15 protein-coding genes and 1 tRNA gene are annotated in these 19,957 nt (G+C 70.2%); 7 read left to right on the plus strand and 9 right to left on the minus strand.

From position 1 onward, the window contains the following. Window positions 1-8: 8 nt before the first annotated feature. Together ACIRF9_RS35905 and ACIRF9_RS35910 are read left to right on the plus strand one after the other, a co-directional pair. A complete protein-coding gene (locus tag ACIRF9_RS35905; protein ID WP_403831002.1) occupies window positions 9-782 on the plus strand; it encodes a DUF3566 domain-containing protein in 774 nt (257 codons plus the stop codon). 111 nt (window positions 783-893) lie between these two features. Then, window positions 894-970 (plus strand) — tRNA-Ile (locus ACIRF9_RS35910). On the opposite strand, the gene ACIRF9_RS35915 is transcribed toward ACIRF9_RS35910, so the two are convergent. Continuing rightward, a complete protein-coding gene (locus tag ACIRF9_RS35915) occupies window positions 959-1,375 on the minus strand; it encodes a hypothetical protein (protein ID WP_403831005.1) in 417 nt (138 codons plus the stop codon). The genes ACIRF9_RS35910 and ACIRF9_RS35915 overlap by 12 nt on opposite strands. A gap of 478 nt (window positions 1,376-1,853) precedes the next feature. On the opposite strand from ACIRF9_RS35915, the gene ACIRF9_RS35920 reads away from it, so the two are divergent. Beyond that, the gene (locus ACIRF9_RS35920; protein WP_403831007.1) at window positions 1,854-2,633 is read left to right on the plus strand and encodes a DUF4239 domain-containing protein; all 780 of its coding nucleotides are present in this window, start codon (window positions 1,854-1,856) and stop codon (window positions 2,631-2,633) included. A gap of 718 nt (window positions 2,634-3,351) precedes the next feature. Here the strand turns inward: ACIRF9_RS35920 and ACIRF9_RS35925 are convergent. From ACIRF9_RS35925 to ACIRF9_RS35940, 4 genes are all read right to left on the minus strand, one after another. After that, entirely contained in the window at window positions 3,352-3,762 is a 411-nt protein-coding gene (locus ACIRF9_RS35925; protein WP_403831009.1) for a VOC family protein, read from the minus strand. A 64-nt stretch (window positions 3,763-3,826) separates the two neighbouring features. Beyond that, the gene (locus tag ACIRF9_RS35930; RefSeq protein WP_403831012.1) at window positions 3,827-5,758 is read right to left on the minus strand and encodes a hypothetical protein; all 1,932 of its coding nucleotides are present in this window, start codon (window positions 5,756-5,758) and stop codon (window positions 3,827-3,829) included. Window positions 5,759-5,858: 100 nt separating this feature from the next. Next, a complete protein-coding gene (locus ACIRF9_RS35935) occupies window positions 5,859-6,626 on the minus strand; it encodes a DUF2637 domain-containing protein (RefSeq protein ID WP_403831014.1) in 768 nt (255 codons plus the stop codon). A gap of 584 nt (window positions 6,627-7,210) precedes the next feature. Beyond that, window positions 7,211-11,410: an AAA family ATPase gene (locus ACIRF9_RS35940; RefSeq protein WP_403831016.1), complete on the minus strand. Its 4,200-nt coding sequence runs from the start codon at window positions 11,408-11,410 to the stop codon at window positions 7,211-7,213. 462 nt (window positions 11,411-11,872) lie between these two features. Here ACIRF9_RS35940 and ACIRF9_RS35945 point away from each other — a divergent pair, with 462 nt between their 5' ends. Then, window positions 11,873-13,168 (plus strand): amidohydrolase family protein, encoded by a 1,296-nt coding sequence (locus tag ACIRF9_RS35945; protein WP_403831019.1) that lies wholly within the window; start codon window positions 11,873-11,875, stop codon window positions 13,166-13,168. Window positions 13,169-13,315: 147 nt separating this feature from the next. After that, window positions 13,316-13,810 (plus strand): hypothetical protein, encoded by a 495-nt coding sequence (locus ACIRF9_RS35950; protein WP_403831022.1) that lies wholly within the window; start codon window positions 13,316-13,318, stop codon window positions 13,808-13,810. Here ACIRF9_RS35950 and ACIRF9_RS35955 read toward each other — a convergent pair. The 3 genes from ACIRF9_RS35955 to ACIRF9_RS35965 all read right to left on the minus strand — a co-directional run bounded on the left by ACIRF9_RS35955 (window position 13,792) and on the right by ACIRF9_RS35965 (window position 15,518). Further along, on the minus strand, window positions 13,792-14,562 hold the full coding sequence (locus ACIRF9_RS35955; RefSeq protein WP_403831025.1) for a glycosyltransferase family 2 protein: 771 nt from the start codon (window positions 14,560-14,562) through the stop codon (window positions 13,792-13,794). The genes ACIRF9_RS35950 and ACIRF9_RS35955 overlap by 19 nt on opposite strands. Next, the gene (locus tag ACIRF9_RS35960) at window positions 14,559-15,155 is read right to left on the minus strand and encodes a UTRA domain-containing protein (RefSeq protein WP_403831028.1); all 597 of its coding nucleotides are present in this window, start codon (window positions 15,153-15,155) and stop codon (window positions 14,559-14,561) included. The genes ACIRF9_RS35955 and ACIRF9_RS35960 overlap by 4 nt, the downstream gene beginning before the upstream one ends. 156 nt (window positions 15,156-15,311) lie before the next feature. After that, window positions 15,312-15,518 carry a DUF6344 domain-containing protein gene (locus ACIRF9_RS35965; RefSeq protein ID WP_403831285.1) on the minus strand — a complete coding sequence of 69 codons (207 nt, stop codon included), beginning with the start codon at window positions 15,516-15,518 and terminating at the stop codon, window positions 15,312-15,314. Window positions 15,519-16,163: 645 nt separating this feature from the next. On the opposite strand from ACIRF9_RS35965, the gene ACIRF9_RS35970 reads away from it, so the two are divergent. Both ACIRF9_RS35970 and ACIRF9_RS35975 read left to right on the plus strand, forming a co-directional pair. After that, the gene (locus ACIRF9_RS35970) at window positions 16,164-16,292 is read left to right on the plus strand and encodes a DLW-39 family protein (protein ID WP_003999697.1); all 129 of its coding nucleotides are present in this window, start codon (window positions 16,164-16,166) and stop codon (window positions 16,290-16,292) included. A 272-nt stretch (window positions 16,293-16,564) separates the two neighbouring features. Beyond that, a complete protein-coding gene (locus ACIRF9_RS35975) occupies window positions 16,565-17,854 on the plus strand; it encodes a hypothetical protein (protein ID WP_403831031.1) in 1,290 nt (429 codons plus the stop codon). Here the strand turns inward: ACIRF9_RS35975 and ACIRF9_RS35980 are convergent. Beyond that, on the minus strand, window positions 17,818-19,728 hold the full coding sequence (locus tag ACIRF9_RS35980; protein WP_403831034.1) for a protein kinase: 1,911 nt from the start codon (window positions 19,726-19,728) through the stop codon (window positions 17,818-17,820). The two genes, ACIRF9_RS35975 and ACIRF9_RS35980, sit on opposite strands and share 37 nt — an antisense overlap. Window positions 19,729-19,957: the final 229 nt, after the last annotated feature.

Consider the following 19,957-nt stretch of genomic DNA (forward strand, 5'->3'; position numbering starts at 1 on the left):
GAGTCATCGTGAGTGGAGCCACGGGCGCCGGTACGTCTGCCGGCACGGACAAGAACGGCGGCGGCCGTGGCTCCGCCGCGCCGGAGGGGGACGCGCGCAAGACCAGCGCGCGGGGCGCGGAAGGGCCGGTGGCGGACACCCACACGACCCAGCTGAAGGCGATCAAGCCGGCACCGGCCGAATCGCCCTCCGCGGCGCCCGAGACGCAAGGATCCAAGGGATCCCAGGGGGGAACCGTGACGGACACCCGAGGCGGCCAGCAGGCCCAGCAGCAGCCGCCCTCACCGCTGCCCGGTGAGCGCCAGACCCAGCAGCCCGCGGGGCCGTACCACCCGCCGCAGGCCTACCCGACGCAGGCGACGCCGCCCGGTACGGTACGCCGCCCCCGCACCGGTGCCCGCACCGTGCCGCGGGTGCGCAAGGCGCGGCTGCGGGTGGCGAAGGTCGACCCGTGGTCGGTGATGAAGGTCAGCTTCCTGCTGTCGATCGCGCTGGGCATCTGCACGATCGTCGCGGCGGCGGTGCTGTGGATGGTCATGGACGCGATGGGCGTCTTCTCGACCGTCGGCGGCACGATCTCCGAGGCGACGGGCTCCAACGAGTCGAACGGCTTCGACCTGCAGTCGTTCCTGTCCCTCCCCCACGTCCTGACGTTCACCTCGATCATCGCGGTCATCGACGTCGTCCTCGCGACGGCCCTCGCGACGCTCGGCGCGTTCATCTACAACCTCTCCGCCGGCTTCGTCGGTGGTGTCGAGCTGACGCTCGCCGAGGACGAGTGAGGCACTGCGGACCTCCCGTGGGCGGTCCCACGACTATCGATTTTGGGACTGCCCACGTCGTGCGCTAATCTTCAGGAGTCAGCGCGCGGGACACACACCGCAGAGCGCGGCGGGGCTATAGCTCAGTTGGTTAGAGCGCATCCCTGATAAGGATGAGGCCACAGGTTCAAATCCTGTTAGCCCCACCAGCCAGAAGACCCCCGGACCATCGGTCCGGGGGTCTTTTGACACCCATGGTTGACGCGAACGAGGGCGACCAGTGGCGGGAAGGCCAGCAGGGTGCCGCAGGTGTGCCGGGCGAGCCGGACCGTGATGCGGCGGACGCCGGCCCGCTTCACGAGGCGATCGAAGCACCGGGAGAAGCCGGTGGGGTCGATCATGCCGCCGTGCTCGGCGAGGACGAGCACCAGGACGCAGGCCGCGTAGAGGCGGTGCGCGCGGGTCGAGCGGAGGAACGTGATCGCTTCCCGTGCGCTCCACGCCGTGCCCTTGTCCTTGTTGACCTTGGGCATGTCGACCAGGAGCGCGACGTTGCGCGTGAGCAGCTCTTCGCGCATGGCCCGGTTGAGGGCGTTCCGGAGGACGCGCAGCAACCTCGAAGAGGGTGGCCGCGCCTACCTCCTCCCGCCTCAGTGTGGCCATGAGGGCGCGGAGCTGGGCGGGCGTCAGCTTGGTGAGCGGCTTCTTGCCGACGTGGGGGAGCAGGTAGAGCCGGACCTTGGACTCGTACTTGGCGTGGGTGTTGTGCTCCCGTTCTGGTTTGACGATGCAGGTGTTCGAAACGCGATCGCATCGATCATCTCCCGGTGGTCCCGCCACCGGCCACCCGTGCAGCGACGCCGGGACTCACCTGGCACTGCTTTCCCTGGGCTCACCCGTCCCGGTGTCCACCTGCCTGGATGCACGGGACAACTTCACGGTGTCCTTTCCGGTCGGCTCGTTCAGCGTGGTATCTGACGGCCTGACCTGAAGACGTGCTCTCATGAGCATCAGGGCGAAGCGCCGGCTCAATGCGATGTCCGCGCTGGCCACGCGCGCAGGTTGCCACAACTGTGAAGAAGGGCTGTTGAAGTGAGTCGATGGCTGTTGAGCCATATGCCCGGGCCGACACTCGTCTTGCTGGTCGTCGGAGTCTTCGCCTTGACCGGGGCCATTTTGCTCGCCGTCGTACGCCGATTTGTGAAGCCATATCTCCCTAAGCTCAACGAAGGGCTGCCGGTTGCTTTGGGTCTATATGGAGCTATTTACGGCGTGATTCTGGCTTTCAGTATTGTTGTGCTATGGCAGGAACTTCAGACGTCACGGACAGATGTGGCCGGGGAGGCAACAGCACTTTCGCAGCTGGTCCGGAACGCGCAAGTTTTCGACGGTGAGGCACGCGCGGCCGTCGACGGTGCCGTGGATTACTATGTTCATGATGTCGTGGAGGGTGAGTGGCCAACCATGAAGGCTGGGAAGAAAGTGGCCGTAGCCAGCCAGCCGCTCGAGAATCTAATCTCCACAATTCAACGGCAGACACCTGATTCAGCCAAGGAATCCGTATTCTACGGAGACATGGTAAAGAATCTGGACGAGGTGATCCTCAACCGGCGTCAACGGATCGAGCGGAGCGACCACAGCCTGCCTCCGATCTTTTACGCCCTGGTTCTTGGCGGCGGCCTGGCGGTCACACTTCTCGTCTGCATGCTCGAAATTGAAAGTCTCGTCACTCACTTTTTTCTGGCGATGGCAGTGAGCGTACTGCTCGGTTTCAGCGCGGCCCTCATTGTAACGCTGGATCACCCGTTCATGGGCGAATTGGCGGTGAGTCCTCATGTATTCAAGGAAGGAGTTCTCCAGCGTTTCTGGTAACGCTTGGGCTGGCACGCCCGGACCAACGTCCAGCCGATCCAAACGAAACTGCCTAATCCCGGGACTCCGCTGTCGCTGTGGAGTCCCTCGAATCAGGCCTCGGTCACCTTGACGCTAAATTGTCCGAAAGCGTCGTCGACAGCCTCCCTTGGGGAGCTTCCGGCGCAGCAGGTTGTGCCAGTAGTCCCCGCGCTCCTGAAGTCGGCATAGGACCTCGGCCTTCGCCTCGGCCTCGGTCCGCTCGCGTCCGCCCGTGAGCGCATGACGCAGGCCGGAGAACCTGCGCCTCGGTGCCGGGACGGATCCCGAACTCTCACTCGTCACGTTCATCTCCAGATAGGTGGCTGCGGTCACTTCGTCGTGTCCACCGCCGTGGGGGTTCGTCGGCAAAGTCGACGAACCAGCCGCACAGATTTTGAAACACCTGGTCAGAAGGGGTGAATCATCGCTCTCCGGACGCTCCGAGCCCAAGCGATCGCTGCGAAGACGCGCCGGGGTCATCCGTCGTGCAGCGCCACGGCCGTATGACCGAGGTCGCCGCCCCGTGTGACCGACCTGATATGGATGAGGCCGCAGGTTCAAATCCTTTTAGCCCCACCAGCACAAAGGCCCCAACCGATCATGGTTGGGGGCCTTTGACATCAACGCAGGTGTGCCGGGCGAGCCGGACCAGTGGGGTGTGCTGGGGAGAGTGGTGGGTGAGGAAGTGGGCGGCTGATCAGTTGTGCTTGGGCCAGATCGGGCCCTGGTCGGTCCAGATGACGCCCTTGTTGCGGCACAGGCAGAAGGGGTGGCCGATCGGGTCGGTGTAGACCTGCCAGCCGTAGCCGTTGGGGCCGATGAAGTCCTGCCTCAGCGTCGCGCCGAGGTCGAGGACGCGGCGCTGCTCGGACTCGATCTCGTCCACTTCGAAGTCGAGGTGGAACTGCTTGGGGTGCTCGCTGTCGGGCCACTGCGGAGCGCGGTAGTCGTCCACCCGGATGAATGCCAGCTCGATCTCGCCGAACTGGATGCCGGCCCAGTCCTCGGAGCTGCCTTCCTTGATCGGACGGCCCGTCACCTCGGAGTAGAAAGCCGCAAGCTTCATCGTGTCCGGGCAGTCGATGATGAAATCGGTGAGTCGCAGCATCCCGTGATCTTGTCACGGTCCGGGGGTCTTTTGACACCAGTGGTTGACCGCGGAACCGGACCTCTCACGGCACGGCTCCCATCGGGACGGACACGGCTGCGGCCTCGGTCGCGTCGGTGGGCACTTTCGCTTCGGTGCGGCGCAGGTCGAGCACGATGAGGACGATCGCGGCGACGCCGAGATAGATGAGCAGGTTGATCAGTGCCTGGCTGGTTCCGTGGCCGTCGAAGTAGATGGTGTGGTGCAGCAGGATGTAGCCGTTGCGGGGCGGCAGGTAGGGCCCGATGTCACGCCAGAACGCAGGCAGGTACGGCACTCCACTCGCACCGCCCGAGGACGGGTTGCCCAGCAGGATCATCGCGACGACCGTCACGAGGGTGCCGATGGGTCCGAGCAGTTTCAGACCGCTGACGACGGCGAACCCGGCGAGCTGGGCGGCACGCCAGCGCCCTGCCGCCTTACCGGTGGCGGACAGGAGCAGGGTCGAACTCATGTATCCACCGATGAGCAGGGGAACGAGCATGAGTGCCTGGACCAGGCCGAACGGGTCCTTGGCTGCCAGCGGGAGCGGGGCGTACTGCTGGACTTCCAGTTTCTGCCCGGTGCCGCGGGCGGCCTCTTCGAACCGCACCGCGAGATCGAGGGGCGCCAGGTCACTCAGGGAGGGCACCACGATCAGGGTGTTCGATCCACCGGACGAGACCAGCGCACCGTAGATGCGGGCCTGGTCGATGGCGGACTTCGCCGCCGCTTCGTCCGGGTAGTCAGTGACCTTCAGGGAGATGTTCTTCTCGGCCGCGGCCAGGACGGGCGAGGATCCGACCGCGCCGAACGGGAGGTTGGAGGCCTTGGGGGCATGCCCCGCGCTCATGTAGGTGGTGGCGAACAGGCTTTGCATGACGGCGCAGATGCCCAGCGCGACGAGCATCCCGATCACGGCCCGGCGGCGGTCGGGAGCGCTCGCCGCATTGCCCGGCGGCGGCGACGGGGGCTGCGGACCGCCTGCCGCGGTGGCCGACCTGGCCGGGCGGATGCGGCCGAACCAGGCGATGACGGCCGTTCCGGCAACGACGTACAGGAGCAGCACGACCAGCGGGGTGGAGATGTCGTTCCCGTCGAAGTAGAGCACGTGGTTGACCAGGGTCACCGCGCTCTGCGGCGGGAGGATCACTCCGATGTTGCGCCAGTAGACCGGCAACAGGTACGTGCCCAGTCCACCCGCCGGCGGACCGCCGATGACGATGAACAGCACCGCCACCAGCAGCGTGCCCAGCCTGCCCAAAAGCGCCTGCATCGCGGCGGCCGCCAGCGCCACGGCCGAGGTGATGAGCCAGAAGCACGGCAGCAGCGGCCAGAAGTGGCTGCTGGAGTACGCACCGATCCCCAGTCCGGCGATCAGGTCGGTCAGCAGCGCGCCCACCAGGGCGTATCCGATCAGGATGGCCGCCCGCCACGGCGCGGCGGCGACACCATGAGCCGCCTTGAAGACCAGCACGGCCGCCAGATAGCCGCCGATCAGCAGCGGCAGCAGCAACAGCGACGTCACGGCGCCGATCGGGTCGCTGGAGGCAAGCGGCCTGACCGTCTGCACGGTGACGGAGCGACCCAGCTTGTGCGCCGCGTCCAGGAACGCCGACTCCAGCTCCGTCTGGGCGAAGAAGCTTTTCGCCGGGACCACGATCAAGGTGTCGGACGAACCCTTGTCGAGGTACGCGCCGTACAGCTCGCCCCGATCCGCCGCGTCCATGACCGCTGACTCGTTCGGATAGGAGGACAGGTCGAGGCCAGTGCGCGATGCCACCGCGGCGACCACAGGGGAGGGAGGGCCGGCCACGCCGAAGGGCATGTTCCGTGGCACCAGAAGCTGTTGGGCACTGACCAGGCACAACGCCAACAACGCCTGCGCGGCGAGCACCACGGCCAACGCGGCGACGATCTTCAGGATGTTGCTCCGTCCTCCCGCGGCCGGAGCTTCCTGGGCCAGTCGCCTCGCCATCCCTGTCCTCCATCAGCGTCCGCAGCCCGGCCCACCCGCTGCTACCGGCTTCCCTGGGCAATCTCCACACCCGGCGCAGGTAGGTAGGGCCGAAGCCTGGCTATTGCCGGTGGCGGGACGCGGTTTGTCGTGGTGGCAGGGTCAAGGTGATCTGCCGGACGAGTTGCTGGAAGCAGGCCAGGGACGCCATGGCCGGCAGGGCGGCTCCTGCGATGCCGGCGAGGGTTTTCTCGGCCTGAGTCACGCACAGCATTATCGCGACAGAGGAAAACATCAGAACGACGAACCATGAGTGCAGAGCCCGGCGCCGATGCAAGGCATTGCGCAGAATGGAGAGTGAGGCCACAATCCAGGGGCCGTAGACGAGAAGCGGCCACCAGGAGGTTTTCCCGCCCTTCGCTCCGGACGTGATGTGCTGCAGAGGCGCGTAGGTGGCCATGGCGCCGAAGACACTGACCATCGCCACGATGACGGCCACGAATGCGACGATCACAAAACTGCCGGTCTGCAACCACCTGAAGCGAAGTTTGCGGACCCGGATCTTCCGATGCCCGGCGGAAGAATGCCGGATGGGCGGCAACTGCGCCGTGATCTGTGCCAGATTCTCCAGCGGGTCGGTGAACTCGACGCCGGACGACGGCTCGCTGCGCGGCGGCGGCACGGTGGGCCGCTCCGTCGGCACGGCGTCCTGCAGGAGATAGGCGAGTTCCTCGACCGGGTCCCACCCCGGATCAGGAGGTTCCAAGGGTGCCCCTGAGTGCAGGGCGTCGACAGGACCGCCGTGCCAGCCGGTACCCGACCCGAAAGGGTATGCGTCGGGGTACCATTCACGCTGCGTAAACGAGAGATCCACATAGTCATGATTCATGGTCATTCGCTCACGTCACATGCGGTCCGTGTGGAAGTCAGACTTTCTCTGGCCGCTCCACCGCCGATTGAGTTCCTCCTGGGCCGCGTCCAACAGGGTGAGAAACTCCATGATCAGGGACTCGGTGGCTCGGCTTTCGTCCTTGCCGGGCAGGTAGGTGTATCTCCCCACTGTCACATCGCCGGCGGGGGGCAGGGGCGCCGTCCTCGCTGTGCGGCGGGGCAGGTCGAGAGGCATTGGTTTCGTCATGTCCCGCTAACGCGGTGCCCACTCCTCCAGTTGCGCGGCAAATGAGTGACCGTAGCGCGGGGGAAACGTTGATGAGAACGTTTTTTAATTTGTGTAATCCGCGCTTTATGCAACGAAAGTGAATTCGCCGGCGGCAGGCCGGGCGCAGGCCTCGCCGCTCCGGCGGGCGCGAACAGCGGCGGCCGGCGCCGGATCTCGGCATGAAAAGGCCCGGTCGCTGGCGACGGGGGATGCACCAGCGACCGGGCTTGGGCCAAGGCTAACAAGGGTGGTTGATCAACGGGAGGCGACTGGTCGGGCGGAGTGGTGAGTTGTGATCGGGATCACTCCGGAAGTCAGCTGTCGCACGGAGGATCGTACGAGAGGCGGGGCAGGTACTCGTTCCACTTCTGGGGGGTCAGGACGTTCCGGGTGGTGGAGCAGATGTGGGTGATGGCCTGGTCGACGTCGAGGTTCCAGAGGCGGACGGTGTCGGCGCCGCTGGAGACGCCCAGCATCTGGCTGTTGGGGCTGAAGGAGAGGAAGTTGCCGGTCTTGGCGTTGGGGCTCATCGACTGGCCGATGGGGGAGGCGTCGGAGGGGACGCGGACGTTCCAGAGGCGGACCGTGTTGTCGTTGCCGCCGCTGGCGAGCGTGCCGCCGTCCTGGCTGAAGGTGAGGGAGACGACCGCTTCGGAGTGGCCGGTGAGGGGGGATCCGAGGCCGGCGGCCTTCGTGGGGTCGGTGATGTTCCACAGGCGGACCGTGTCGTCGTCGCTGCCGGATGCCAGTGTCTTGCCGTCGGGGCTGTAGACGAGCGCGTTGATCGGGCCCGAGTGGCCCTTGAGGGGGTTGCCGAGGCCGGCGGCCTTCGTCGGGTCGGTGATGTTCCACAGGCGGATCGTGCCGTCGGCGCTGCCGGATGCCAGTGTCTTGCCGTCGGGGCTGAAGACCAGGGCGTTGACGTATCCCTTGTGGCCCGTGAGCGGGGAGCCCAGCGGGGCGGGGCGGGTGGGATCGGACACGTTCCACAGCTGGATGGTGCGGTCGTCGTAGCCGGTGGCCAGGACGCGGCCGTCGGGGCTGTACGCGAGGGCGTCGGGGCCGGTGAAGCGGGTGCGCAGGGTGATCGGCGATCCGTAGGAGACCGGGTGGGCCGGGTCCGCGACGTTCCAGAGGTGGACCGCCCGGTTGTCCGTGAGTACCGCGAGCGTGCGGCCGTCGGGGGAGAAGGCCAGCGAACGGTAGCCGCCGTCCGCGGGCATGAACGGTGCGCCGAGCGGCTCGGGCCGGTCGGGGCGCTCCACGTTCCACAGGTGGACGCGTCCGTCGCGGGCGGCCGTGCCGAGCACCCGCCCGTCCGGGCGGAACGCTCCGCTGCGGCCGATCATGTCCGACGTGGGCACCGACCACAGGCGGATCTTGTTGTCCCCGCTGCCGGTGGCGAGGGTGGTGCCGTCGGGGCTGAAGCCGAGGGCGTACATCTCACCGCTGCTGCCGGCGAGGGGCTCGCCGACCTGGGACGGGTACGCCGGATCGCTGACGTTCCACAGGATGGCCGTGCTGTCCGCGCTGGCGGCGGCGAGCAGCGAGCCGTCCGGGCTGAACGACACGGACCAGACCGGGCCGGTGTGACCGGTGAGGGGGGCGCCCAGGGCGGTCGCGTGCGAGGGGTCCGTCACGCTCCACAGACGTACGGTGTCGTCCGCGCTGCCCGACGCCAGCGTCTTCCCGTCGGGGCTGAACGCGACGGAGTGGATCGTGCCGTCGTGGCCGGTGAGGGGCCGGCCCAGGGGGTGCGGGTGGCCGGGATCCGTCGTGTTCCAGAGTCGTACGGTGTTGTCGTCGCCGCCTGTCGCGAGCGTGCGGCCGTCGGGGGTGAACGCCACGGAGCGTACGGCGGCGGTGTGGCCGGGCAGGGTGGCGAGGGCCGTGGGGGCGGACGGGTCGGCGACGTTCCAGAGGCGGACCTCGCTGTCCTCGTTGGCGGAGGCCAGGGTCTTGCCGTCCGGGCTGAAGGCGACCAGGTAGATCGTGCCGCCGCCCCGGGCCGCGAGGGGCTTGCCGAGGGGGCGGGGCGTGGCGGGGTCGCGTACGTCCCACAGGCGGATCGTGCCGTCGTCGCCCGCGCCGGCGAGCGTGTGACCGTCCGGGCTGAAGACCGCGCTGCTCACCCAGCTGCTGTGGCCGGTGAGGGGCTTGCCCAGCGGCTCGGGCCGGGAGGGGTCGGCGACGTTCCACAGGCGGATCGTCCGGTCGTAGCTGGCGGTGGCCAGGGTCTTGCCGTCCGGACTGAACGAGGTGAGATAGACGGCGCCGGTGTGGCCGAGGAGCGGGGTGGCCAGCGGGGCGTTGACGATCGAGATCAGCCGGTTGCGCGCGCCCTCGTCACCCGGCCGTAGCCGGTGGGCCACCAGGTCGAGCTGGGCGGACAGCGACGGGTCCGTGTACTGGACACGGTCCGCCTCGGCGACCACCTGTTCGAACACGGCGTCATTGCGCTGCTGCCACGCGACGACCGCCGCGCCGACCGCCAGCATCGCCAGCACCACCAGGGCCGACACCGCGCCCCGGCTGATCCACACCGTGCGCCGGCGCAGTCGGACCGACGCGGCCAGGAAGTCCACCGCGCTGCGGGTGAGGAAGGTGTCGCCGGCCGACTTCGCCCAGGTGTGGGCCTGTTCCAGGCGCGAACCCCGGTAGAGCAGCGAGGAGTCGCGGTTCGAGCCCTCCCAGGACCGGCCGTCCTCCTCGAGGCGCTGGCGCAGCAGATGGTCGCTGCGGTCCTCGTCGATCCACTCGCGCAGCCGCGGCCACGCGGTCAGCAATGCCTCGTGGGTGATCTCCACGGACTCCGCGTCCAGTGTCACCAGCCGGGCGCGCACCAGCGCCTCGAGGGACTCCTCCGTCGCGCCGGGGTCCGTCGACTCCTGCGCCAGCTGACGGCGGGTGCCGCGCCTGCGGGTGGCCTGGGTGTCCTCGCCGAGCCGGACCAGCCGCAGGAGGAGGAGCCGGGCGGCGCTCCGGGCGGCCGGATCCAGGCCGGACCAGGCCCGTTCGGCGGTCGCGGCGACGGCGCCCTGGATGCCGCCGGCCGCGCGGTAGCCGGCCAGGGTCAGCCGGCCGGCCTTGCGGCGCTGCCAGGTGGCGAGCAGGGCGTGCGAGAGCAGGGGCAGGACACCGGCGTCATGGGCGCCGCGCGGACCGTCGGCGCTGACCTCCCGGACGATCAACTCCGCGAGGCCGGGTTCGAGTTCGAGCCCGACGGCCTTGGCGGGGCCGGTCACCGCCTCGCGCAGCTCCGCCGTGGTCAGCGGGCCGAGGACCATGTGCCGGTGCTGGAGGGCGTCGGCCAGTTCGGGATGGGCGAGGCACTGCTCGTAGAAGTCGGCGCGGATGCCGAGGACGACGAGCACCGGCGCCTGCTCCCCCGGCCGGGCGGGTGTGGCCGCGGCGTGCAGCAACTGGACGAAGGCGCGTCTGCTCGCCTCGTCGGAGCAGAGGGTGAAGGCCTCCTCGAACTGGTCCACGATGACGACGGGTCGCGCGGGGTCGGTCGTCGCCCGGTACGCCCAGGCCGTGACGGCCGCCCGTACGGCGTGCGCGAACTCCCGAGTGCCGGGGCGCGGTTGCGGAGTTCGGCGTTCCGCTGTGCCGTGCGGGTCCGGAGCGTGGGGTGTCGGTGCCGCGTCCCGTGGGTCCGGGGCGCGGGATGCCGGTGATGTGCCGTGTCCTTGCGGAGCGCGGGACTCCGGTGACGTACCCCTCGGATCCGGTACGTCGTGCCCCGTCGTCGTCTCCGTCTCCGGAACGGCGGGTTCCCGTACCCCTTTCACCAGGGCCGCGAGCTCGGGGATCCGGGCGGAGAGCTCCGCGAGCGGATCGGCTCCCGGGACGAGTTGCAGTACGTCCCTCGCCGCGCCGTTCTCGTCACCGAGCGCGCCCTCGCGCAGCGCGGGCACCAGACCGGCGCTGAGCAGCGAGGACTTGCCCGCGCCCGAGGCGCCCACCAGCATCACCAGGCCGCCCGTGCGTCCGGCCGCCCGTAGCTGGGCGACCAGGGCGTCGGTGCTGCGTTCCCGGCCGAAGAACCAGCGGGCGTCCTGCGGACGGTAGGAGGCCAGGCCCCGGTAGGGGCACACGCCTCCGGGGACGGCGGCGGCATCGGCCGGGGGTTGTTCCCTCTCCGTCTCCTCGGCGGTCGCGGCGCCCTCGCCGGCCGCGACCGGGTCGGCCAGCGCACGCTCCCAGAGGCGCTGCCACTGGGGCATGTCGTACAGGCCGGGGGAGACCGGGGTGGGGCGGGCGCGCCGGGCGTCGGGTATCAGGACGTGCAGGACGGCGGCGAGGGCGGCGAACTGGGCGGGTACGTTCCTGGCCCGGCGCCAGTCGCTGATCCGCTGGGCGGACACCCGCACCTGGCGGCCGCGCTCGTCGACCCGCTGGAGCCGGGCGACGGCCTCGGACACGCGTTTGAGAGGCGGGTTGCCGGCCTCCTTGTACAGCAGCGCGAGGCGTTCCGCGAAGGCCGTGCGTGCCCCTGAGTCGAAACTCAAGGTCTCCACCCCTTTACTTCCCCCGCACCTGGAATCCGGACCGGAAAACTCACTTTATATGTCTGACCTGCGGTAACGGGGTGGACCGGATGTCGGTACCCTCCTCGCCGCGAGCCCCAGCTGGCAGGATCCGAAGGGCAACCGGACGTCACCCGCACCGTTCGGCAGCGGTCCGCACGAGGGGAGGGACCGGTGCCGAACGGTGTGGCGTGCGCGATGGCGTGTGCAGTGCGCACCGGTCACTTTCCGCTCCTCGGTTCCCGAACCGAGTTGAGCTACCCCGGGCTTGCCACTCTCACTCATTGATCCATTTCCGGGGCCACTTCCCGATCACCTTTGGCCGAGACTCGGACCCTGCTGGCAATGAGCCCGGCTGTCCGGATGCTTGATTCGCGTCTAGTGAGAATGTAGTTTTCAAAAATCGAGAGTGCGGATCCAGCAGGGCGTGCGGGAGGAACCGACATGCAACGGGACGATCTGATCCTGATCAGCGTGGACGACCACATCATCGAGCCGCCGGACATCTTCGTGAACCACCTGCCGAAGCGGTACCGGGACGACGCCCCGCGCCTCGTGCACCGCGAGGACGGCAGCGACGTGTGGCAGTTCCGCGACAACACCGTGGGCAACGCCGCGCTCAACGCGGTGGCCGGGCGGCCCAAGGAGGAGTACGGCCTCGATCCCCAGGGCATGGACGAGATCCGGCCCGGCTGTTACGACGTCCACGAGCGGATCAAGGACATGAACGCGGGCGGGATCCTCGCCCAGATGAACTTCCCGTCCTTCCCCGGCTTCTCGGCCAGGATGTTCGCCACCGAGGACTCCGACTTCTCCCTCGCGCTGGTCCGTGCGTACAACGACTGGCACATCGACGAGTGGTGCGGCGCCTACCCCGGGCGGTTCATCCCGATGGCGCTGCCCGCGATCTGGGACGCCGAGCTGTGCGCGGCCGAGCTGCGCCGGGTCGCCGCCAAGGGCTGCCACTCGATGACGTTCCCCGAGAACCCGGCCCCGCTCGGCTACCCGAGCTTCCACGACCCCTACTGGAACCCCCTGTGGAAGGCGGCCTGCGACACCGGAACCGTGCTGTCGATCCACATCGGCTCCTCGGGCCGGCTCGCCATCCCGGCCGTCGACTCGCCGCCCGACGTGATGATCACGCTCCAGCCGATCAACCTCGTCCAGGCCGCGTCCGACCTCCTGTGGTCCCGGGTCCTCAAGGAGTACCCGGACCTGAGGATCGCCCTGTCGGAGGGCGGTACGGGCTGGATCCCGTACTTCCTGGAACGGGTGGACCGCACCTTCGAGATGCACGCGGCCTGGACCCTCCAGGACTTCGGCGGCAAGCTCCCCTCGGAGGTCTTCCGGGAGCACTTCCTGACCTGCTTCATCACCGACAAGCTGGGCGTACGCCTGCGGCACGACATCGGGATCGACAACATCGCCTGGGAGGGCGACTACCCGCACAGCGACTCCCTGTGGCCGGACGCGCCCGAACAACTGCACGAGGTGCTGGTCGACTGCGAGGTCCCGGACGCCGACATCGCGAAGATGACCCACGAGAACGCGATGCGCTGGTACTCCTTCGACCCGTTCCGTCACATCCCGCGCGAGCGGGCCACGGTGGGCGCGCTGCGGAGGGCCGCCGAGGGCCATGACGTGAGCATCCGCTCCCGCAGCCGGCAGATGAAGGAGCCGGTGGACAAGCTGGAGGCGTTCCGGGCCAGGGCGCGGGCGGCGATCGCCGCGGGGCAGTAGGCGGCGCAGTGGAGGGAACGGGTGAGCGGGACGGCGGGCCGTCGGGCTCTGGTTAGCTGACGCCCCGTCAGATATGGTCGCCCTGCCGTGTTGCCGTGTTGCCGTGTTGCCGTGTTGCCGTGTGCCGCGGAAGGGAAGGTGAGCGCCATGGAGACCCGACAGACCCGTCCCCAGAGCCCGCAGCCGCCGGGGGCTCCCCGCTGGGTCGCGATGTTCCACGATCCGTCCTCGCAGTCCTGGCGGCCCGCCGCCCAGTCGCCCGACCGGACGCCCGTGCTGTACGCGATGGGCGAGATGACCCAGGTCAAACGGGCGCGGGACGAGGAGGTGACGGTCGCCCTGTGGGGTCCGAAGGACGGTGCGTGGCACCGCTACGACACCTCCCCCACCCCCGTGACCGGCCCCGGGACGCCCGAGGAGCCGGCGCCCGGCCCCGCCCAGGGACCGACCAGGCTCGCGGAACGCATGGAGGACCGCCGGCACCAGGTCCTCATGGCGGGCCTGAGCAAGGCCGGCCTCTACGACCTCACCCCGGACGACGTGACGGCCGTCCGGGCCCTGGTGGACGGCGCCGACGAGACGACCCTGCGACGGCTCGCCCACTGGCTGGCCGTCGCCGCGGGTCAGTCGACGGCGGGGTAGCTCCAGCCGAGGGACGCGAGCGCCCGGGCCCTGGCTTCCGCGATCGTCATCCGCGCCTGTCGTTCGGCGGGGTCGACGTGCGAGGCCTGGCCCGTGGCCTGCCCGTCCCACTTGCGGTAGAGGAGGCCGACCTCCGGGGTGAACCAGCCGCGGCTCACCGCGTTCAGCGCGAGCAGCAGGCCGGTGTCCTCGGACGCGGGCAGCGCCATCCAGCCGCCCAGGGCCGCCAGCAGGTCCCGGCGGACGAAGAGGGACGCCGGGTGGACCTGGGCGAGCCAGCCGTTCGCCCGCCAGTGGTCGAGCACGGCTCCCCGCTCGATCGGCCCGCCCGCGGGATCGCCCGGGAAGCCGACCGTGGAGCCGTCCGGCAGCAGGTCCAGGACCCGGGAGGTCGCCCAGCCGAGCCCGGGATCGTCCTCCAGGGCGGTCAGGTCGCGGGCGAGGGCGCCGGGCGTGAGCCGGTCGTCGGCGTCCAGGACCTTCACGTACCGGCCCTCGGCGTGCGCGAGCGCGACGGTACGGGCGACGCCGGGCCCGCCGGTGCGCCCCTGGCGGAAGGTCACCCGTACGTCGTCGGGGACGTACGGGACGACCTCGTCCGTCGTGCCGTCCTCCTGGATCACCCAGTGCCACTCCCAGCCCTCGGGCAGCTCCTGCTCGCGCAGCGACTTCCAGGCCTCCGGCAGGAAGCGGGCCGAGGGCGCGTGGACCGCGGTGACGACGATGATGCGCCGGGGCACGGCGGCACTCACCACCTCTCCAGACGGGTGGTGAACAGCAGTTCCGTACGGTCGGCGGGCAGCGTCACGTCGGCGATGTTCACCACGCGGTCATCGATGTCGTACGACGTCTTGCGCAGCTGGATCACCGGCGCGCCGGACGGCAGGTCCAGGTCACGGGCCTCCGCCGGGGTCGGTGCGCGGGCGGTGAGGCGTTCCTCGACGCGGTCCAGCTCGATGCCCACGGTGTGCAGCTGGCTCTGGGTGCCGCCGGGCCACGGCTCGTTCGTCGCGTCCAGCAGATCCGGGTTGGCGGCGATCATCCCCCGGACGAGATAGGAGGTGACCAGGGCGAACGGCGCGCTCTCGGGGCCGTACCGGGTGCGGTAGGAACGCTCCAGGAGCAGGGTGCCCGCCGGGACGCCGAACGCCTCCGCCAGCGGGCAGGGCGCGGGGAGTTCGCGGTACTCCGCGTGAAAGACCAGGTCGGGAGGGTGCAGTCCGGTGTCGCGCTCGGTCGCTCCGGTCGTGGCACGCACCGTCCTCGGCGCGCGCGCCCGATCCTTCTCCCACTGGTGCCGTCCGTTGTCGCGGACGACCGGCGTCCGTTCGCAGTCCTGGGGCACCGCCTCAGGTTAATGCCGTGACGTGCGCACGCGGCGAAGGCCCGGTCGCTCCGGGGAGCCGCCGGGCCTGCATCGTGCGGTCTGTACGCAAGTCGCCGTCACGTCGTGCTGGTCTGCTTTTCCTGGTCTGTTTTCTTCTGGTCTGTTTTCTTCTGATCAGCGCTGGAGCGGGATGGAGGGTTCGGCCGGCTCCGCCAGGTCGCAGGCGGTGGCGTGTTCGGCGGCTTCCTCGTCGCTGAGGGGGCGGTGGCGGCAGCTGGGGGACTTGCCGTGGGCCTCGGCGCGGATGCGCTGCTTGATCGTGGGGGGCAGGGACCGGGCGTGGGGCCAGTACCAGGGGAAGACAGAGGGCCAGGTCGTCATCGGTGCGGCGCCGCTGTTCGGGCTGCCGGTGCTCTCCGTGCTGCCGGTGCTCGCGTTGCCGCTGGTGCTCGCGCTGCCGGCGCTCTCGCTGCCGATGGTGGCGCGGCTGCCGACGTACTCGCTGCCCGTGCTCTCGATGCTGCCGATGTTCGCGCTGTCGACGCTCTCGAAGCTGCCGGTGCTCTCGGTGCCGCCGATGTAGCCGCTGCCGATGTTCCCGCCACCGGTGCTGTCGCTGCCGGTGTGCGGCTTCGGTCCGGTGTGTGGCGTCGGTCCGGTCTGCGCCGTCGCGGTCGTGGCGGTCGAAGCGACGAAGCCGAGCGCCGTGCACAGCGCGAGGAAGGCGGTGACGATGGCGGTCCACAGCTTCATGACCCGGTTCTCGATCATGCCCCTCACTTTCAGGTTGGGCGATTTGCGTACTTTGCTCATGATGTGTATGGGGAGCACGAAGCGGGGGACCGACGCACACGACGGGGCGATGTTCCGATGAACACCACTCGGACGGGTGCAAGGAGGGAGACGAGTTACTGGGCGGCCGAAAGCGGGAGTTGAGAGGCCGACGCAGGTCACCGATCGATATCGGTCGGTGTGTATAGTCGGGCGCCAGAGGTCCCCTACGTCAAGGAAAGACGAGGTCGCGCGGTGAAGAAGCTTCTCCTGGTCGCACTGGCCGCCATCGGCGGGCTCCTCGTGTACCGCCAGATCCAGGCGGATCGCGCCGAGCAGGATCTGTGGACGGAGGCGACTGACTCCGTGCCCACGGGTTCGTGAGTACCGACACCAGAGACTGAGACAGAACCGGACCCCGGCCGCCGTAGCGGTCGGGGTTTTGTGTTTCCGCCTCTCGCGGTCCCGCGCGTTCCTCTCGAGTTGCGTGTGCGTGGGTTTGCGGATAGACGCGGGCGTTTCGGACACTCGTGCGGAATGCGGGGGTGGAGGCCGGGGCGGCGGGGCAGGATGGGCCACGTTCGGACCAAGGCGAGGGGGCGGGTTTGATGGCCCGGGGGGCGGGGCGTGCGGCGGCTGGGCTGCGCGCCGTGGTCATGGGCGTACTTCTCTGCGGGGCGCTCCCGGCGCCCGTCGCCGTCGCCGCGCCGGACGTCCCGTCGTACGCCTTCGCCGACGACGTCCGCGACGCCCGCGCGGCGACCGGCACCTCCGGGGCCGTACGCCTGGAGCCCGGCGCGACGTACAAGAGCACCCTTCCGGCCGGTGAGAAGGCCTACTACCGCCTCGAACTCGACGACACGTCGACCACGTACGTCTCCGTCACCGCGGTCCCCCGCCCCGGCAGCACGCCCGCCGTGGGCGACGGCGTCTCGGTCTCCGTCCAGGACGCGCACGGCGCGAACTGCTCCTACGAGTCGGCGACGATCGGCGCCGCGCGCAGCCCGCAGCCGGTGACGGCCTGGGGCGCGCGGGAGATCATGCCGGGGAAGGGGCTGTGCCAGGACGCGGGCACGTACTACGTGGTCGTCGAGCGGACGGACACCGGCACCGGTGAGGGCACCGACGACCCCTGGGAACTGGAGCTCGCGCCCGTCTCCGAGCCGCCGCTCATGAAGGCCGGCGCCACGGGCGTGCCCGAGGCCTGGGACTCCGCGACTCCCGCACCGCCGACCGGGGAGCCGGTCGTGCGGTCCGGCGGAGCGGGTTTCACCGCGGCGACCGCCGTCGAGCAGGGTGTCTGGCGCGACGAGGTGGTGCCCGGCGAGACCGTCTTCTACAAGGTGCCGGTCGACTGGGGGCAGCAGCTGTACGCCGTGGCCGACCTGGCCGGCGGTGGCGCCGGGGCCGGGTCCTCGTCCCCGTCCTCGTACGTGGTCGACGCGCTGGAGCTGACCCTCTACAACCCGGTGCGCGCCAGGGTCGAGGCCAGGGGCACCGGCTACGGCGGCACCCAGAAGTCGGCCTCCCTCGACCCGGTCCCGCCCGTCCGGTACGTCAACCGGTACGCCCCCACGGACCCCGTGAACAGCGTGCGGTTCGCCGGCTCCTACTACCTCGTCGTCCACCTCGCCGCCCAGGTCGCCGATCAGTTCGGCGACGGCCCCTACGAGGTGACGTTGCGGGTCGGCCTCGCCGGCACCACGCAGGCCGGGCCGGGGTACGCGGGGCGCCCGGAGCCGAGCGGGATCTTCGGGGCGGACTCGGGGTTCGATCAGGGTGACGGATCCACCGCGGCCGGTGACGACTCCCTGATGACGGTGGTCGCGGTGGTGGGCCTCGGTACCGGAACCGCGCTGCTGCTGTTCCTCGGCGCGTGGACCCTGACCGCCCGCCGCAGGGCCTCCGCTCAGATACGCGCCAGCGCCCAGAACCCCACGGCGTAGCAGGCCAGCGCGAGCAACAGCAGCGGCACCGCGACCTTGGCGGGCGGCCCGGGCCGGCTCCGCCGCACCGCCCGGTGCCCCCGGCGCCGCGGGGCCGCCGCCACCGGGTCCTGCGCGGTGTAGGAGGCGGTAGCCGCCTCGCCGTGGGGCCCACGGGCGGCGGCCAGGGCGAAGGTGGGGTCGTAGGGGGCGGGGGAGAGATACGACTGCGGGGTGGGCGTGGGGGTGGGGGTGGGTGTCGGGGGTGGTGTCGCGGTGACCGTCGGAAGAGGGGGCGGCAGGTGGAAGCTGCCGGTGTCCGACATGGAGGGGGTCGGGGTGGGCGTGGGGGTGGGCGTGACCGTGGGCGGATGCGCGGGGAGCCGCGGGGTGCTCGGTGCGGAGTGCGGCTCGTGGTGGCGGTCGGCGGTCTGCGGTACGACCCCTGCCCCGGGGTGCGCGGCGACGAAGCCGCCTCCACCGGCGGCCGACGGTACGGAGCCGGTGCCGGGCCAGGCCGGGTGCGGGGCCGTGGCCGGAGGGGCCGGGTGGGGAGAGGCGGCCGGCTGAGCGGGCAGGGGACCGGTGCCGTGGTGGGCGGAGGCCGGGGCGGACGGTGTGTGGGGGGACGTTTCGCCTGGGCCGGTCACGCTGAGGGGTGGGGGCGTGGTGGGCTGCGCGGGCAGCGGATCTGTGCCCGGACGGGAGGGATGTGGAGGCGTGCCAGGCATACCGGGGAGGGAACCTGTGACCGCCTGACCGGGGGCCGCGCCTGGCCGCGCGGGCAGGGAAGGGGTGCCCGGGTGGGCAGGGAAGGGGGGTGTGCTCGGCCGGGCGGGCAGGAGGCCCCCGGCCGAAGACGAAACCGCAGCCCCAGCCCCAGGCCCAGCCGCCGCACCCCGCCGGCCGGCGTCGAAGGGCATGGCCGGACCGCCGGACCCCGGGTCGGTGTCCGGGCGGGGCGGCGGTGGGCCTCCCCCCGGGTCCGCCGAGGGGGTCGGCTTGCGGAACGGCTTCAGCGGGCCCTCGGGGGCGAACCCCTTGGGCAGCGGGCCGAGTTGGTCGAAGATCTCGATGAGTTCGTCGTCGGGGCCGGGCTCGGGGAGGAGTTCGGCGGCCGCGGCCAGCGCCTTGCGCGCACCCGTGGCCGTACGGAAGCGGGCCTCGGGATCGGGCTGCAGCAGCATGGCGACGACCTGCCACAACGGCTCGGGAATTCCCTTCGGAGCGCCCGGAGTTCCGTGCTCGGTGAAGTACTGGACGAGCGCCTTCGCGTCCGGCTTGGCGCCTTCCAGGAGATACAGCGCGACCAGGCCCACGGCGAACAGGTCGGCGGGGAAGTCGGGTTCGGCGCCCAGCATCTGCTCGGGGGCCAGGTAACCGGGCGTCCCCACCACGAGGTTGGTCTCCGTCAGGCGCGGCTCGCCCAGCCGCATCGCGATGCCGAAGTCGGACAGACGCAGCCGGGGGCGGGCGGTGCCGGTGGCTTCCAGCAGTACGTTCGCCGGTTTGATGTCACGGTGGACCACACCCTCCGCGTGCACCGCCGCGAGCCCGGACAGGAGCTGGTCGAGCAGGGTGCAGACGAACGCCGGCGGCAGCGGACCGTAGTCGCCGACGAGGTGGACCAGTGAACCGCCGGCCACCAGGTCCATGGTGAACAGGACCTTGTCGTCATCGGCGGCCCAGCTCGCGGGCGCGAGTACATGCGGGTGGTCGATCCTCAGCGCCTGCTCGCGGACGAACCGCAGCAGTGAATGGGCGTCCCGCTGCTGGAGCACCTTCGCGGCCACGTAACGGCGGCGGCGGTGGTCCCAGGCGCGCCACACGGCGCCGACCCCTCCGCGCCCGATCGGGTCGGCCAGTTCGTAGCGTCCGGCGAAGACCTCACCCATGGCAGTGCGTCGCTCCTCCCCCTCAGGTGTCCCCCTGCTACCCCCTCGCTACCCCCGCGACGAGCGATACGACCCCCGTGTCCCCGGGGTCCTCGGGGTCGGCCCCCCTAGGCCCTCCGGGTATGTCCCCCGTGCCCCCGTATGCGTCCCCCGTGTACCCCGTACGTGCCCCCGTGCACCCCGTACTTGTCCCCCGTCGGCCACCCATGCATGTCCCCCACGCATGACG

The organism is Streptomyces sp. NPDC096132 (assembly GCF_044763345.1).
Lineage (GTDB): Bacteria > Actinomycetota > Actinomycetes > Streptomycetales > Streptomycetaceae > Streptomyces.